Origin of the sequence: Pseudomonas sp. IT-232MI5 (assembly GCF_949767845.1) — a bacterium.
GTDB lineage: Bacteria > Pseudomonadota > Gammaproteobacteria > Pseudomonadales > Pseudomonadaceae > Aquipseudomonas.
On record NZ_CATKQE010000022.1, the window covers coordinates 326134 to 342588 of the forward strand.

Here is a 16455-nt window from a genome sequence, read left to right on the forward strand (position 1 = left end):
AAGGAGCAAAATGGAAAAACAACTATAAGAAGGAGGCCCATGCACACCTATCTCGTGTTGATCATCGGCAGCGGTTTTGGCGGTCAATGTGCTGCGGTCAACCTGCTAAAAGCCGGAATCGACGATTTTCGCCTGCTGGAGCGACGGGACTTCTTTGGCGGCACCTGGTGCCAGAACACCTACCCCGGCGCGGCGGTGGACGTGCCGTCGCCGCTGTATTCGCTGTCGTTCGCGCCGTACCGCTGGTCGCAGATGTTCGCCGGGCAGGCCGAACTGCAGCGCTACACCGAGCATGTCATCGAGCAATTCGGTTTGCGCGAGCGCGTAGAGTTGCAAGCCGATGTCGAGCGTGTCGAATGGGACGACACGGAAAAACGCTGGGCCGTGCACACCGCCAGCAAAGGCACCTTTTATGCGCAGTTCCTGATCAATGCCACCGGGCCATTGAGCCAACCGGTCATCCCACACTTTCCCGGCCAGGATCGCTTTCAAGGCAAGACTTTTCATACAAACAACTGGGATCACAGCTACGACTATCGCGATAAACGCGTGGCCATCGTTGGTAGCGGTGCCAGTGCGGTGCAAGTGATTCCAGCCATTGCGGAACAGGTCGAGCAACTGCACGTGTTTCAACGCACACCGCATTGGGTGCTGCCCCGCGCCGATCGTCAGTTCGGACCGCTGCAACGCTGGCTGCTCGGTCTGAAACCCGCCTACAAATTATTGCGCTGGCTGATTTACTGGCAATTCGAAACCCGGGTCATCGCCTTCAAATATTCAAAAGCGGCGATTCACATGGTCCAGCAGCACGCCCTGCGTTTTCTCAAACGCCAGGTGCCGGACCCGCTGCTGCGAGAAAAACTCACCCCGGACTTCACCATTGGCTGCAAACGGGTGCTGGTTTCCAGCACCTATTACCCGGCGCTGAGTCGCGCCAATGTCACCTTGCATACCCGCGAGCAAGGCATTGCGTCCATCGACGAAACCGGGATTAACACTCAGGACGGTCAGCACATCGACGTTGATCTGATCGTCTGGTCGACCGGTTACGACGCCACCGACGGGGTGATTTCCTACCCGGTCAGCGGAAAAAACGCCGTGCAACTCAGAGATGTCTGGGCGCAATACCCGCGCGCGTATCTGGGCACCAGCCTGCCGGACTTCCCCAACCTGTTTATCGTCACCGGCCCCAACACCGGCATCGGGCATACCTCGGCGCTGTTCATCATCGAATCACAGATGAACTACATCCTCGACTGCATCCGCACCGTGCAGGCCAAAGGCCTGCGCAGCATTGAAGTGCGCCGTGAAGCGGAACGTACCTACACTGAGATGATTCATCGGGAGATGCAGCGCACGGTCTGGAAGTCCGGTGGTTGCCACAGTTGGTATCAAAGCAAGAGCGGTCATGTGATCGCGATGTTTCCCGGCTTCAGTTTCAGCTATCACCGCTTGACCCGGGCGCTGAAACCGGCCGACCACATTCTGTCCTGAACACGTAAAAGGAAGACGTCGATGCTTTTGCTGTTTGTCGCCCTCGCGGTTTTCGTGGCCTGGAGCTGGTTGAGTTATCCGGCGGTCGGTCATTGGCTGTACGACCTGAACATGGCCATCGAGGCCAAGTTGTACAAATTGCACAAGATCGAAGTGCCGATCGCCGAGATGACTGTCTCGACCTGGCAGGGCGGGCCGTACGAAGCGGCCAGCGCGATTCTGATGCTGCATGGCTACAGCGCCGAGAAGAACCTGTGGCTGCGCTTTTCCCGGCATTTCGTGCGCCAGTATCGGGTGATCATCCCGGACCTCGCCGGCCATGGTGAAACCGGCTTCAAGGCTGGCGGCGGTTATGACATTCCGTTGCAGGCCAAGCGCATGATCCAGTTGCTCGACGTCTGCGGCGTGGAGAAAGTCCATGTGATCGGCAACTCGATGGGCGGCTACATCGCCGCGTGGCTGGCGGCGACTTATCCCGACCGCATCGCTTCGGTGGCATTGATCGACCCGGCGGGCGTCACCGCGCCCGAGGTCAGCGACATGGAGCGGCATCTGGCGCGCGGGCATAACCCGTTTCTGATCAACTCGCGGGAAGAATTTCGCCAGTTTTACGCGATGACCATGGAGTCGCCACCGTGGGTGCCGAACCTGGTGCTGGACGCCATCGCCCAGCGCTACGAACAACAACGCGATGAACTGGAAGAGATCTTCCGCGATTTTCGCGCCAGCCCGCCGATGGAGCCGAAACTGCCCGACATCAAATGCCCGGCGCTGTTGCTCTGGGGGCGCAAGGATCGGCTGATCGATGTCAGCAGCGTGCCGGTGTGGAGCAAGGGTATCGCCAATTTGCGTGTGGATGTCTGGGATCACGTCGGGCACATGCCGATGGTTGAACAGCCGGGGAATACTGCGCGCCTGTATCGGGAATTCCTCGGAAGCCAGAAATGATACGCAACACATCCTGTGTAGGAGCTGCCGAAGGCTGCGATCTTTTGATTTTGCTTTTTAAAAACAAGATCAAAAGATCGCAGCCTCGTTTCACTCGACAGCTCCTACAAAGTGACGAGGTCTGAGGTTTAGATGAATATTCTTTATGACGAACGCCTCGACGGCCCGTTGCCGCAGGTGAACAAGACTGAGTTGCTCAAGGCCCTGCAGCAAGCGCTGCCTGACCTCGACATTTTGTGGCGCGAAGAAGAACTCAAACCCTACGAATGCGACGGCCTCTCCGCCTACCGCACCACGCCGATGCTGGTTGCCCTGCCCCGTCGACTTGAGCAAGTGCAAACCCTGCTCAAACTCTGCCATGAGAAAAACGTCCCGGTGGTTGCCCGTGGTGCCGGCACCGGGTTGTCCGGCGGTGCCTTGCCGCTGGAACAGGGCCTGCTGTTAGTGATGGCGCGCTTCAATAATATTCTGCACATCGACCCTGCCGCCCGCACTGCGCGGGTTCAACCGGGAGTGCGCAATCTGGCGATCTCCCAAGCGGCCGCAACCTTCGGCCTGTATTACGCGCCGGATCCATCGTCGCAGATCGCCTGCTCGATCGGCGGCAACGTCGCCGAAAACGCCGGCGGTGTGCATTGCCTCAAGTACGGATTGACCGTGCACAACCTGCTGAAAATCGAAGTACTGACCATCGAAGGCGAACGCCTGACCCTTGGTTCGGATGCCCTCGATTCAGCGGGTTTCGATTTGCTCGCGTTGTTCACCGGTTCCGAAGGTCTGCTGGGGATCATCACCGAAGTCACGGTCAAACTGCTGCCCAAACCGCAAGTCGCGAAAGTCCTGCTGGCCAGTTTCGATTCAGTGGAAAAGGCCGGCCGCGCGGTCGCCGAAATCATTGCGGCGGGGATCATTCCCGGTGGTCTGGAGATGATGGACAACCTCGCCATTCGCGCAGCCGAAGACTTCATTCACGCCGGTTACCCGGTCGATGCCGAGGCGATTCTGCTGTGCGAACTCGACGGTGTCGAAGCCGATGTCCACGACGATTGCCAACGGGTGCGCGAGGTCATGACCGCGGCCGGCGCCACCGAAGTGCGTCAGGCCAGCGACGAAGCCGAGCGCGTGCGGTTCTGGGCCGGGCGCAAAAATGCTTTCCCGGCAATCGGCCGTTTGTCACCGGACTATTACTGCATGGACGGCACCATCCCGCGCCGCGAATTGCCCGGGGTCCTGCAAGGTATCGCCCGCCTCGGCGAAGAATACGGTTTGCGCGTGGCCAACGTGTTCCATGCCGGCGACGGCAACATGCACCCGCTGATTCTGTTCGACGCCAATCAACCGGGCGAGCTGCACCGCGCCGAAGCCTTGGGCGGCAAGATCCTCGAACTGTGCGTGCAGGTCGGCGGCAGCATCACCGGCGAACACGGCGTCGGCCGCGAGAAAATCAACCAGATGTGTGCGCAGTTCAACAGCGACGAACTAAGCCTGTTCCATGCTGTAAAAGCTGCGTTCGACCCAAAAGGCCTGCTCAACCCCGGCAAGAACATTCCGACCCTGCACCGCTGCGCCGAATTCGGCGCGATGCATATTCACGCCGGGCAATTGCCATTCCCCGAACTGGAGCGTTTCTGATGGCCGATGTCGACGCCGCCAGCGCCCTGCTTGATCAGGTCAACGAAGCGCGGGCCAATGCCACGCCGCTGAAAATTCAGGGCGGCAACAGCAAAGCGTTTCTCGGCCGCGAGGTCGCCGGCGAAGTACTCGACACCCGCGCCCATTGCGGCATCGTCCGTTACGAGCCGACCGAACTGGTGATCACGGCGCGCTCCGGCACGCCTCTGTCCGAGCTGCTGGCGGTGCTGGACGCTGCCGGACAAATGCTGCCGTGCGAGCCGCCGGCATTCGGCGAAGGCGCCACCGTCGGCGGCATGATCGCCACGGGGTTGTCCGGGCCTCGGCGGCCGTGGTCTGGCTCGGTGCGCGACTTTGTCCTCGGCACGCGGGTGATCACCGGCCTCGGTCAGCACCTGCGTTTCGGCGGCGAAGTGATGAAAAACGTCGCCGGTTATGACCTGTCGCGGCTGATGGCCGGCAGTTACGGCTGCCTCGGCGTGCTCACCGAAGTGTCGCTGAAAGTCCTGCCGAAACCACGGCAGTGCCTGAGCATTCGCCTCGACATGGACTGCGCGAGGGCACTGGCCAAGCTTGCCGAATGGGGTCAGCAACCGCTACCGATCAGTGCCGCTTGTCACGATGGCCAGAGCCTGTATCTGCGGCTTGAGGGCGGCGAAGGTTCAGTGACGGCGGCGCATCAACGACTCGGTGGTGAGCCGCTAGATTCAGGGTTCTGGCGGGATCTGAATGAACAACGTCTAGCGTTTTTCAACGAAGGTTTGCCGCTGTGGCGCTTGTCGTTGCCGAACAATCTCGGGCCACTGGATCTGCCCGGCGAGCAACTGATCGACTGGGCCGGCGCGCAACGCTGGCTGAAATCCGACGCGGCGCACATCCACATTCTCGCGCAGGAACTGGGCGGCCACGCTACCTGTTTCAGCCATGGCGCCAGCAATTCGCCGTTTCAGCCATTGCCCGCGACACTGCTGCGTTATCACCGACAACTCAAGGTGCAACTCGACCCGCAAGGGCTGTTCAACCCCGGGCGGATGTACGCGGAGTTCTAGCCATGCAAACCACCCTCAGCGAACAATCGCGACAACTGCCCCGTGCCGCCGAGGCGGAAAAGATTCTGCGCACCTGCGTGCACTGCGGTTTTTGCAACGCGACGTGTCCGACCTATCAATTGCTCGGTGATGAACTGGATGGCCCGCGCGGGCGCATCTACCTGATCAAACAAGTGCTCGAAGGCGCACCGGCGACGGCACAGACGCAACTGCATCTGGACCGCTGCCTGTCGTGCCGCAACTGCGAAACCACCTGCCCGTCCGGCGTCGACTATCACAACCTGCTCGACATTGGCCGCGCGGTGGTCGATCACGCGGTGCCACGTCCGGCGGCGCAACGTCTGTTGCGCGAGGGTTTGCGCGCATTGGCGCCGAATTCAGGGTTGTTCAAAGGCTTGTTGCGGGTGGGCACGACGTTTCGGCCGCTGTTGCCGCGCTTGCTTGAAAGCAAATTGCCGCAGCACTTGCCGGTTAACGGCTCGCGCCCTGCCCCTCGGCATGCCCGGCGGGTGTTGTTGCTTGAAGGCTGCGTACAACCGGGGTTGTCGCCAAATACCAATGACGCCACGGCGCGGGTGCTGGATCGCTTGGGCATCAGTGTCACCCCGGTGGCCGAGGCCGGGTGTTGCGGCGCATTGGACTATCACCTCGACGCGCAAGCCAAAGGCCTCGACCGCGCGCGGCAGAACATCGATGCCTGGTGGCCGCACCTGCAAAACGGTGCAGAAGCAATTGTGCAGACCGCCAGCGGTTGCGGCGCATTCATCAAGGATTACGCACATTTGCTGGCAGACGATCCGCTGTATGCGGCCAAGGCCCGGGCAATCAGCGAGCGCACGCTGGATCTGGTGCAGGTACTCGCGCAGGAACCGCTCGAACAGATCTGCGCCGCCACTGAACGGCGGATTGCCGTGCATTGCCCATGCACTTTGCAGCACGCGTTGAAACTGGGCGGCGCAGTGGAAGCTGTGCTGACGCGCCTGGGTTTCAATCTTACCGCCGTGCCCGACGGCCATTTGTGCTGCGGCTCGGCGGGCACCTATTCGCTGACGCAACCGGTGCTGGCCCGGCAACTGCGCGACAACCGCCTCAATGCGCTGGAGAGTGGCCGCCCTGAGCTGATCGTCACTTCCAACGTTGGCTGCCAGAGCCATCTGGCCAGTGCCGGACGCACGCGGGTGATGCACTGGATCGAACTGGTGGATCAGTCGTTGGCAGAATGAAGTTCGTAGGATTCTTCGTTTGCCCGCGTGCGAGAAGGCTGCGATCTTTTCACTCATCCATTCCGTGACCGTGGCAGGAATTTTTTTCATGACCGTGCAGCCGTTCGTCAGCCCCAACCTGATCCGCCAACGCTTCTCCAAAGCGATGTCCGACATGTACCGCGAAGAAGTGCCGTTGTACGGCGCGCTGATGGAGTTGGTGGAACAGACCAACCGCGAAGTGCTTGCACGTCAACCGGATATCGCCCGGCAGCTCGACAGCACCGGCGAAATCCAACGGTTGGACATGGAGCGCCATGGCGCCATCCGCGTCGGCACCGCCACCGAACTGGCCACCCTCGCCCGCTTGTTTGCGGTGATGGGCATGCAGCCGGTGGGTTATTACGACCTGACCCCGGCGGGCGTACCGGTGCATTCCACGGCTTTTCGCGCAGTGCATGAGGACGCGCTGCAAGTCAGCCCGTTTCGAGTGTTTACGTCGTTGTTGCGCCTGGAGTTGATTGAAGATCCGCAGCTACGCGCCTTCGCCGAATCCGTGCTGGCCCAGCGTTCGATCTTTACCCCGGAGGCATTACGCTTGATCGCGCAAGCTGAAACCGCAGGCGGACTGAATGAAAGCGAGGCCGAGGCATTCGTCCTGCAGGCACTGGAAACCTTTCGCTGGCATCACAGCGCCACGGTTACTGCCGCGCAATACCAGACTTTAAGCGCCCAACACCGCTTGATCGCCGACGTGGTGGCGTTCAAAGGCCCGCACATCAACCACCTGACGCCGCGCACGCTGGACATCGACCGCGTGCAGGAACAGATGCCGGCCCATGGCATCACCCCGAAAGCGGTCATCGAAGGCCCGCCGCGCCGGCAATGCCCGATCCTCTTGCGCCAGACCAGTTTCAAGGCGCTGGACGAGCCGATCGCCTTCACTGATCAAAACCAAACCCGTGGTAGCCACAGCGCGCGATTCGGCGAAATCGAACAGCGCGGCGCGGCACTCACGCCAAAAGGCCGGACGCTGTACGACCGCTTGCTCAACGCCGCGCGCGATGAACTCGGTGACTTCCCCAACGAGGGCAATGGCGCACGCTACAACGCGCTGATGGCTCAACACTTTGGCGAATTTCCTGACAGTGTCGAAGGCATGCGTGAACAAGAGTTGGCGTACTTTCGCTATTTCGCCACGGAAAAAGGTCTGGCTGCTGGAGGACTTGGGCAGTCGTCTCTGGAGGACTTGTTACGCGATGGTTATGTGAAAGCGGAACCGTTGGTGTACGAAGATTTCCTGCCGGTGAGTGCGGCGGGGATTTTTCAGTCGAACCTTGGGGACGCGGCGCAGGCGCACTATGGCGAGCACTCCAATCGGCAGGCCTTCGAACAGGCTCTGGGGCGCGCAACCATTGATGAGTTGGGGTTGTATGCCGCGACGCAGCAGCGTTCGATCGAGGAATGCCTCATCCAATTCGCGCGTTGAAAAATCAAAAGATCGCAGCCTTCGGCAGCTCCTACAGGGAAAATGCATTCCAAATGTAGGAGCTGCCGAAGGCTGCGATCTTTTGATCTAAAAGTTTTAAGCAGCCGCCTCGACCAAATGATGGCGTGTGGCCATTGTGCGCAAGAAGTTGCGCACTTGTTTTGTAAAAAAGCCTGATAAAACCGCTGAGAGCCACGTCGCACAAGGCCTGCAGCCAAGTGCGCAAGAAGTTGCGCAGTACTGCGCAACTTCTTGCGCACTTTTGCATTGGGCGAGCGCTTTATTTCGCACAAGCGCCTGAAAAATCAGTCAAACACCCCGGCCCGTATGGCTGCCACAATTGTTGGCACGCTCCTTGATAACAGTCAGGCACCCACCGGGCGATTTCGCCTCCCGGGCACCTTAAATTATTCCGCAAGGAGAGCACCCCATGGCAACACCAGCGTACATGTCGGTTACCGGCGAAAAACAAGGCCTGATCACTGCAGGCGCTTTCACCGCTGACTCCGTAGGCAACACCTACCAGGAAGGCCACGAAGACCAGGTTATGGTTCAGGCTTTCAGCCACGACGTGATCATCCCGCGTGACCCACAATCCGGTCAGCCAACCGGTCAGCGCGTTCACAAGCCAGTTGTGATCACCAAGGTCTACGACAAAGCTTCGCCTCTGCTGCAAGCCGCTCTGACCTCCGGCGAGCGCATGAGCGAAATCGTTATCCAGTGGTTCCGTACTTCTGCTCAAGGCACCCAAGAGCACTACTACACCACCAAACTGGAAGACGCGATCATCGTCGCCATCAACAACAAAATGCACAACTGCCAGGATCCAGGCAACTCGCACTTCACCCACCTGGAAGAAGTGCAGTTCACCTACCGCAAAATCACCTGGACCCACGAAGTATCCGGTACTTCGGGTTCCGATGACTGGCGTGCTCCAGTCGTTTAATTACGGCTGATCGTTACAAGCATCGGCCAGCTCTGCTGGTCGATGTTGTTTACGCCCCTCCAGAATTTCGCGTACGTTGAGCCGCTTTGCGGTCGTCGACGAACGCCGCTGTACAGCACGAGGAACAAGGGATGTTCGCGCCGGCCAATGAAACCCACTTTGCCCTGACCATCGAAGGTCTTTCCGCCGATTTCCAGGTGTTTACCCTCACCGGTCGGGAAGCCATCAGCCAGCCTTTTGTCTTCGAGGTGGAGCTGGTCAGTGAGCAGCCGTCGCTGGACCTCGAAACCCTGTTGCACAAACCGGCCTTCCTGCAACTGTCGCCCGACGGCAGCGGCATCCACGGCCAGATCTACCGCGCCGCGCAAGGTGACTCGGGCAAACGCCTGACCCGTTATTCAGTGACCCTGCGTCCGCAATTGTCTTACCTCGCGCATCGCGTCAACCAACGCATCTTCCAGAACCTCACCGTACCGAAAATCATCGGCATGGTCCTCGAAGAGCACGGCATTCAAAGCAACGCCTACGAGTTCAAGACTGGTTCGATCTATCCCGAGCGCATCTACTGCGTGCAGTACGATGAATCGGACCTGCATTTCATCCAGCGCCTGTGCGAGGAAGAAGGTATTCACTACCACTTCCAGCACACGGCGACGGCGCACAAACTGGTGTTCGGCGATGACCAGACGGTATTCCCGAAACTCAAGCCTGTGGCCTATCAGCAAGACTCCGGCATGGTCGCCAGCGACCCGGTGATCAAGCGTTTCGACCTGCGCCTGGAAACCCGCACCAGCCGCACCACCCGCCGCGATTACGACTTCGAAAAACCGCGCCTCACCCTCGAAAGCGAGAACCGTGGCGACGCCCTGCCCGACCTTGAAGATTACGACTACCCGGGCCGCTTCGTCGACCGCGAGCGCGGCAAACACCTGGCCAAACGCGCCCTCGAACGTCATCGCAGCGACTTCCAGTTGGCTGAAGGCAAGAGTGATCAACCGTTGCTGGTCAGCGGCCACTTCCTCGCCCTGACCGCGCACCCGAAAGCCAAATGGAATGACCTCTGGTTGCTGACCGAAGTCCTCCACGAAGGCAAGCAGCCGCAAGTGCTCGAAGAGTCGGTGACCAGCGACACCACCGCGCTGAAAGACGATTTTCACCAGGGCTACCGCAACCGCTTCCAGGCCACGCCGTGGGACGTGCCGAACCGCCCGCCCCTGCGCCACCCGAAACCGCGCATCCTCGGCAGCCAGAGCGCCGTGGTCACCGGCCCGAAAGGCGAAGAGATCCATTGCGACCAGTACGGCCGTGTCAAAGTGCAGTTCCACTGGGACCGCGAAGGCCAGGCCGACGACAAGACCAGTTGCTGGCTGCGCGTCTCCAGCGCCTGGGCCGGCGCCCAGTACGGCGGCATCGCCATCCCGCGTATCGGCATGGAAGTGCTGGTCACCTTCCTTGAAGGCGACCCCGATCAACCGCTGATCAGCGGCTGCCTGTACCACAAGGAAAACACCGTCCCGTATGAGCTGCCGGCGAACAAGACCCGCAGCACCTTCAAGACCCTCAGCTCAATGGGCGGTGGCGGCTACAACGAACTGCGCATCGAAGACAAAAAAGGTCAGGAGCAGATCTACCTGCACGCCCAGCGCGACTGGGACGAAAACATCGAGCACGACCAGAAAATCCGCGTCGGCAACGAACGCCACGACACCGTCGAAAAGAACAGCTACACGGAATTCAAGGCCGAAGAACACCACACCGTCTACGCCGACCGCAAAGTCGAAACCCGCGCTAACGACCACCTGACCGTGGGCGTCAATCAGCACATCAAGATCGGTACTGGCCAGTTCATCGACGCCGGCCAGGAAATCCACCTCAGCAGCGGCATGAAGGTGGTGATGGAAGCCGGCAGCGAGCTGACTCTGATCGGCGGCGGCAGCTTCATCAAGATCGACGCCGGCGGCGTCACCCTGAGCGGCCCGGTGATCAACATGAACTCCGGCGGCAGCCCCGGCAGCGGCACCGGCGCCGCCCCGCTGATGCCCGGCATCCTGAAACAGGCCGACGCCGACAAGGCTGGCCAGGTCCTGACCCCGGCCCAGATCAACACCCTCAAACGTAACGCGCCGTTCTGCGAAGAATGCGAAAAATGCAAGGCAGGTGCCTGTGCCATCTGATCGAATTACGCCCAAGGATTGGCTGGCGCAACAGCCGTTGCAGACTGGCGAGCGTTTGTATCTGGTTATTAGTGCGGCGAGTGATTCCGACGCGCTGAAAAATCTCTACCTGACCGAGCCTACCGCCCAGCTCCTGCCGATATGGGGCGGCACGCCCTACTCCACCTGGCAACCGGTGATGCCCTACGTCACCGAGCTCAAACCGAACTCGGCGTTCCTGCCGTGGATCGCTGAAACCGATGCCCTCGATTGGGGCTGGCTGGCGGTGTCGCGTTCGGAACCGAACGAAGTGTTCGAGCATCTGCGCAGCCTGACGCAGGTGAAGATGCCGGATGGGACCGAGGTGTTTTTCCGGTTTTGGGATGGGCGGCATATCTATCCGATTCTGCATGGGTTGGGGGAGAAGGCTGGGGAAGTGCTGCCGATGTTTGAGCGGTATCTGATTAATGGGCAGTCGCTGGAGGTTGGGACGCGGGTTGTGCCGAAGGTAAAGGATTGGCCGTGGTGGGAGGTGCCGAAGCCGTTACTGGATGGCTTGGCCAAGGAAAATCCGACGACGCTGATCAACAACTTGATGCAGTGGCTGGAAGAAGACCGACCAGACATTTATACCGCCTGGCCAGAGAACAACCTGAAGCTGAAGATCAGCCGTTTCGTGCGCCGTCCGGACGCACCAAAAAACCTTAAAGAAGCACTGTTAAATCACCTGATTCTGGAGCAAGGCTGATGGATCGCGTTGCCTTTGTTGACAACCAACTGAACACCTTCAAGGACAGTCTGAAGCTGTATCAGGAACAAACCAAAACCTGGTATGCGCGGGCTGCCGACAAGGCCAGTCGAGCCGCTGACTTGCCCTCCCTGCTAGGTATGGAGCGAGTGATCAAGGTTGGTGGCACCAGCAAAGCGGTGAGCATGACCGACGGTAATTTCACTTCGAACGTGGCTCAGTGCCCGCTCAAGGGACCGTTGCTGATCGAGAGTAAATTCGAGTCGGTTTACGACATTCCGGTAGGCGATATCGAAGTCGAAATCGTGGCCGTGGAAGGTGGTGCAGTCAGCAAGGTCAAACTCGACGCACAAGGCAAAGCCTCCTGGACCGGAGGCATCCCGGGCAAGTTCTACGAGATCCGCGTTCATAACGAAGTAACACCAGCGCAGATCGATGCGCTGTTCAGCTCTTACAGCGGCGTGACAGCTGACCTGGAAGGTTTTCTGCGTAAGGAATGGGCAGGTTTCAAACCGCAATGGTCGAACCTTTCCACCTCGGGCACTGCAATGGCGATTGGTACCGGCATTCTTGAAGGTGGCTGGGAGGCCATCAAGGGTGTGTGGGATGGCATCAATCAGGTGCTCGACATCCTACAGGACCCGGGAAAATTCAAAGATGATCTCGGTGCTGGCGCACAAAAGCTAATCGATATCGCCCAAAGCACACCGGACGTCATGAAAAAGGCCATGTTACTGGCCAGCGATGAAGCAGCATTGTTCCTGCTGGTACGAAGCGCCGTGATCTGGCTCGCAGGGTTGCCGCCAATGAAGATGGCAGGCGACATCGCGAAGATGACCACGGCAATGGTCGTCGGTATCGCCATCGACATCGTCATCGGCGTGGTATTGACCATTGCGGCTGAAGGTACCGGGGTTCTCTACCTCGCTGCCCGACTGAAGAAATACGGTGAACTTGTCATCAACGCCGTCGTCGGTTTTGTGAAGTCGCTGTTCAAGATCATCAATGGCTTTATGGAATACGTCGCGAAATACACCGCTGTTGCGGCGCGGGGTGTGACAGCCAAGGTGAGAAACGGAATTTCCGAGTTGCGTTTTGATGGGAAGAAAAACGCGAAACTCGCGGATGGCAAAATAGCTGACGATGCTTCCAAGCAAGCGAAGACACCTGCCGACAAAAGTGCAGAGGCTGCCGCCGAGACTTGCACTAACGGGTGCCCGGTTTCGATGGTGACCGGTGAAGAGTTGTTGACGCTGACCGACGGTCAACTCGACGGGCTACTGCCGTTTGAGTGGACGCGTCTCTACAGAACCAGTGCCGTGGAAATTGATTGCGGGCTGGGTTATGGCTGGAGCCATGCCTTGGCTCATCGTATTGATATCAATGGCGATGAAGTCATCTGGACCGACCACGAAAACCGCGCAACGCCCTTCCCGCTCCCGAGTGAACAACGTCCCGCGATCACCAACAGCCTTTCAAAAGCCGCCATTTTTCTCGGTGACGACCCATCGGAACTAGTTCTAGCCCAAGCCGGCAAGCGTCCATCGTTCTACCACTTCCGCTTTAACAGCAAAGGCGCCACGCTGATCGCCATTAGCGACAACTATGGCAATCGACTGCACGTCACACGCGATATCCATGGTCGTATCAAACGCCTCGACAATGGCGCCGGTCGCGCCCTGCTTCTACGTTACGACCGCAAACACATTGTCGCGGTCGACTATCAGCAGTTCCTGCCCGCGGACAATCTGGAAGACGCCTGGAATACGGTGCAGACGCTGGTCACCTACTGCTATGACACCCAGCATCGTCTGATCGAGGCGAAGAACGCAGCCGGTGAAGCCGAACATTATCGCTACAACGAACAGCACGTCATTCTCGAGCGGCAACTGGCGGGCGGCGCTGCTTTCTACTGGGAGTGGGAGAACGAAGGCAAACTGTCTCGTTGCACACATCACTGGGCCAACTTCTCGCAGATGGAAGCGCACTACGCCTGGGATGACAAAGGCAGCGTGACTGTCACTAACGCCGACGGCAGCGAGGAGGTGTACACCCACGATGATCAGGCGCGACTGATCAGCAAGATCGACCCGGACGGTGCCGAGCATCTCAAGGCCTACAACGACAAAGGCCAATTGATCGCGGAAAAGGACCCGTTGGGCGCCGTCACCGAATACCGGTACGACGACAACGGCTTGATGACTGCCGTCATCCCGCCGGAAGACGAAGCCACAACGTACGAATACATCAACGGCTTCGTCAGTGATGTTCATCGCGGAAAAGCCAGTTGGAAGTACCAACGCAACCGTCAGGGCGATATCACCCGGCAAATCGATCCGGACGGCAATGCCACGCTCTACAGCTACGATCCTCAGGGCCGTCTGCTGGAGATTCGCCACCCGGACGGCAGTCGCCATCAACTCGGCTGGAACAACCTCGGCCAGTTGCTGGAAGAACGCCTGCCCGATGGCGGTCAGCGCAAGTATCGCTACGACGCGCTGGGTCGGCAGATCACCCGCCAGGAAGAGTCCGGCGCCATAACCCAATACCAGTGGGACGCAGCCAATCGCCTCGCCCAAGTCACACTGCCGGGCGGTGCAACCCGTGCGTTTACCTATAACGCCTACGGTAATGTCACCGCTGAACGCGATGAACTCGGCCGCATCACTCGGTACGAATACGCCGACAACCTGCATCTGGTCAGCCGCCGCATCAATCCGGACGGCAGCCAACTGCGCTATCGCTATGACAACTCGCGTCTGCTGCTGACTGAAATCGAAAACGAGCGCGGCGAGCAATACCGCCTCGATTACTTCGCCAACGGCCTGATCCAGCAGGAAACCGGTTTCGACGGTCGTCGTACGGCTTACGAGTATGATCTCAACGGTCAACTGCTGAAGAAAACCGAGTTCGGCGACGATGGCAGTGAACTGGTCACTGAGTATCAGCGCGACGCTGCTGGCCGGCTGCTGGTGAAAACCCTGGCCGATGGCGAAGAAATCCATTACAGCTACGACGCCCTCGGTCGCCTCGTTAACGTCGACGACGGCCACTGGCCGCTCGCCTACAAATACGACCTGCAAGACCGCCTCATCGAAGAACACCAAGGCTGGGGCACCCTGCGCTATGAATACGACAGCGTCGGCCAGCTCAAACACTGCCGCCTCCCTGACGGCAGCAAACTCGATTACCGTCACCAACCCGGCGGGCAACTGAGCAGCATCGACCTCAACGGCTCACGCCTGACCTCTCACCAGTTCAGTGCTGGGCGCGAACAAAAACGTCAGCAAGGTTTGTTGCTCAGCCAATACCAGTATGACGAGCAAGGCCGCCTGCAAGCACACACCGTCGGCCAGCGAGACAAGAGCCTCTTCCAGCGTCGTTATAACTACGACGCCAATGGCAATCTCGCGGGTATCGATGACAGCCGCAAAGGCAACCGCAGCTACCACTACGACCCGCTCGATCGACTCGTCAGCGTGCGCGGTGCTACTCCGGAAAGCTTCGCCCATGACCCGGCGGGCAACCTGCTGGGCCAAAGCAATGAAGGCACAGCAAACCTCGCCAACGTCAAAGGCAACCGCCTGCTGATGCAGGGTGACCGCCATTACGACTATGACACCTACGGCAATCTGATTCGCGAGCGTCGCGGCGCCGGCCAGAAACTCGTCACCGAATACCGCTACGACTGTCAGCACCGCCTCGTCGGTGTCAGCCTGCCGGGTGGAAGCATCGCGAGCTACAAATACGACGCCTTTGGCCGCCGTATCGAAAAAACCGTCGACGGGCACACCACCGAATTCCTCTGGCAAGGTGAACGCCTGATCGCAGAAAGCGCTGAAAACCGCTATCGCAGCTACATCTACGAACCGGGCAGCTTCCGTCCACTGGCGATGCTCGATGGCGAAGGCCCGCGCAAGGCTACGCCGTTTTACTATCAACTCGACCACCTCGGCACACCGCAGGAGCTCACCGACTACAGCGGTGAAATCATGTGGTCGGCGAAGTACCGAGCCTACGGTAATCTCGCTGCGCTGGACGTCAGCGAGATCGATAACCCGTTGCGGTTCCAGGGTCAGTATTTCGATGCCGAGACGGGGTTACATTACAACCGCCACCGCTACTACAATCCGGGGACTGGACGGTTTTTGACGCCGGATCCGATCAAACTTGCGGGTGGGTTGAATAGCTACCAGTACGTGCCGAACCCTACGGGGTGGGTGGATCCGTTGGGGTTGAATTCTTGCCCGCCTGGAGATGAAACTAAAGGTAAGAAGGCGGATGATTCGGAAAAGGCTGAACACGACGAAGGTCGAGCACCACCTGATCCATATAATCGCCCATACGCTGGAGCACTGCCCGCCCAGATGCAAGACAAGATTCTGTTCGGCACACGTAGTCCGAACAGTAATAAACCAATTGGCGGACACTCCTCTGAAGTACTGAAGTCCCCTAAGCACCAGATGACCGTATTGCAGAAAAACCCGGACGGCACGATAAAAGTCGAAGATTTCAAAATGATTCTTGAACGAAAAGACGGTACCGTCGGCATGTCGGCCAAAAAAGGAGGGAAACACACACTAGCGCCGGAAACTTGGAGTAACGATAAGATACTTTGGGTTACGGATGAAGTAGCCGCAACACCGGGTGTACTCATGCGCGATGTTGACGGAGTTACGACCACTCTACACACCAAAACGGTTGATGGTGTTCAGTGGCAGGTGTTGAAAGACAATGGCGTCGTGACATCTTCATTCCCGGCGGGCGACGCACCTATGTCACCACCGATCTAAG

Annotated in this window: 10 protein-coding genes; all 10 read left to right on the plus strand. The window is 59.1% G+C overall.

Features of this window, described 5'->3' with window-relative positions; translation table 11 throughout:
* Positions 1 to 39 precede the first annotated feature (39 nt).
* The 10 genes from ACM6JQ_RS14875 (at position 40) to ACM6JQ_RS14920 (ending at position 16454) form a co-directional block, all read left to right on the plus strand.
* Positions 40 to 1494 (plus strand): flavin-containing monooxygenase, encoded by a 1455-nt coding sequence (locus ACM6JQ_RS14875; protein WP_414894086.1) that lies wholly within the window; start codon positions 40 to 42, stop codon positions 1492 to 1494.
* 21 nt (positions 1495 to 1515) lie between these two features.
* Positions 1516 to 2442, plus strand: coding sequence for an alpha/beta fold hydrolase (locus ACM6JQ_RS14880; protein ID WP_007919529.1), 927 nt, complete (start codon positions 1516 to 1518; stop codon positions 2440 to 2442).
* Between the two features lie 132 nt (positions 2443 to 2574).
* Positions 2575 to 4074 (plus strand): glycolate oxidase subunit GlcD, encoded by a 1500-nt coding sequence (glcD, locus tag ACM6JQ_RS14885; protein WP_414894087.1) that lies wholly within the window; start codon positions 2575 to 2577, stop codon positions 4072 to 4074.
* The gene (gene glcE, locus ACM6JQ_RS14890; protein WP_414894088.1) at positions 4074 to 5123 is read left to right on the plus strand and encodes a glycolate oxidase subunit GlcE; all 1050 of its coding nucleotides are present in this window, start codon (positions 4074 to 4076) and stop codon (positions 5121 to 5123) included. The genes glcD and glcE overlap by 1 nt, the downstream gene beginning before the upstream one ends.
* A 2-nt stretch (positions 5124 to 5125) precedes the next feature.
* Complete coding sequence (glcF, locus tag ACM6JQ_RS14895; protein ID WP_123374873.1) at positions 5126 to 6346, plus strand: glycolate oxidase subunit GlcF; 1221 nt, start codon at positions 5126 to 5128, stop codon at positions 6344 to 6346.
* A gap of 88 nt (positions 6347 to 6434) precedes the next feature.
* Complete coding sequence (locus tag ACM6JQ_RS14900; RefSeq protein ID WP_414894089.1) at positions 6435 to 7814, plus strand: VOC family protein; 1380 nt, start codon at positions 6435 to 6437, stop codon at positions 7812 to 7814.
* A 430-nt stretch (positions 7815 to 8244) separates the two neighbouring features.
* Positions 8245 to 8760: an Hcp family type VI secretion system effector gene (locus tag ACM6JQ_RS14905; protein WP_007919523.1), complete on the plus strand. Its 516-nt coding sequence runs from the start codon at positions 8245 to 8247 to the stop codon at positions 8758 to 8760.
* Between the two features lie 131 nt (positions 8761 to 8891).
* A complete protein-coding gene (gene tssI / locus ACM6JQ_RS14910; RefSeq protein ID WP_414894090.1) occupies positions 8892 to 10934 on the plus strand; it encodes a type VI secretion system tip protein TssI/VgrG in 2043 nt (680 codons plus the stop codon).
* Positions 10924 to 11661: a DUF4123 domain-containing protein gene (locus ACM6JQ_RS14915; protein WP_414894091.1), complete on the plus strand. Its 738-nt coding sequence runs from the start codon at positions 10924 to 10926 to the stop codon at positions 11659 to 11661. Before tssI ends, ACM6JQ_RS14915 begins: the two co-directional genes overlap by 11 nt.
* A complete protein-coding gene (locus ACM6JQ_RS14920) occupies positions 11661 to 16454 on the plus strand; it encodes an RHS repeat-associated core domain-containing protein (RefSeq protein ID WP_414894092.1) in 4794 nt (1597 codons plus the stop codon). Before ACM6JQ_RS14915 ends, ACM6JQ_RS14920 begins: the two co-directional genes overlap by 1 nt.
* Position 16455: the final 1 nt, after the last annotated feature.

Coding starts and splice junctions, on each gene's coding strand:
- ACM6JQ_RS14880 (WP_007919529.1), top strand. CDS start 1,516: ATGCTTTTGCTGTTTGTCGCCCTCGCGGTTTTCGTGGCCTGGAGCTGG.
- tssI (WP_414894090.1), top strand. CDS start 8,892: ATGTTCGCGCCGGCCAATGAAACCCACTTTGCCCTGACCATCGAAGGT.
- ACM6JQ_RS14905 (WP_007919523.1), top strand. CDS start 8,245: ATGGCAACACCAGCGTACATGTCGGTTACCGGCGAAAAACAAGGCCTG.
- glcF (WP_123374873.1), top strand. CDS start 5,126: ATGCAAACCACCCTCAGCGAACAATCGCGACAACTGCCCCGTGCCGCC.
- ACM6JQ_RS14920 (WP_414894092.1), top strand. CDS start 11,661: ATGGATCGCGTTGCCTTTGTTGACAACCAACTGAACACCTTCAAGGAC.
- glcE (WP_414894088.1), top strand. CDS start 4,074: ATGGCCGATGTCGACGCCGCCAGCGCCCTGCTTGATCAGGTCAACGAA.
- ACM6JQ_RS14900 (WP_414894089.1), top strand. CDS start 6,435: ATGACCGTGCAGCCGTTCGTCAGCCCCAACCTGATCCGCCAACGCTTC.
- glcD (WP_414894087.1), top strand. CDS start 2,575: ATGAATATTCTTTATGACGAACGCCTCGACGGCCCGTTGCCGCAGGTG.
- ACM6JQ_RS14875 (WP_414894086.1), top strand. CDS start 40: ATGCACACCTATCTCGTGTTGATCATCGGCAGCGGTTTTGGCGGTCAA.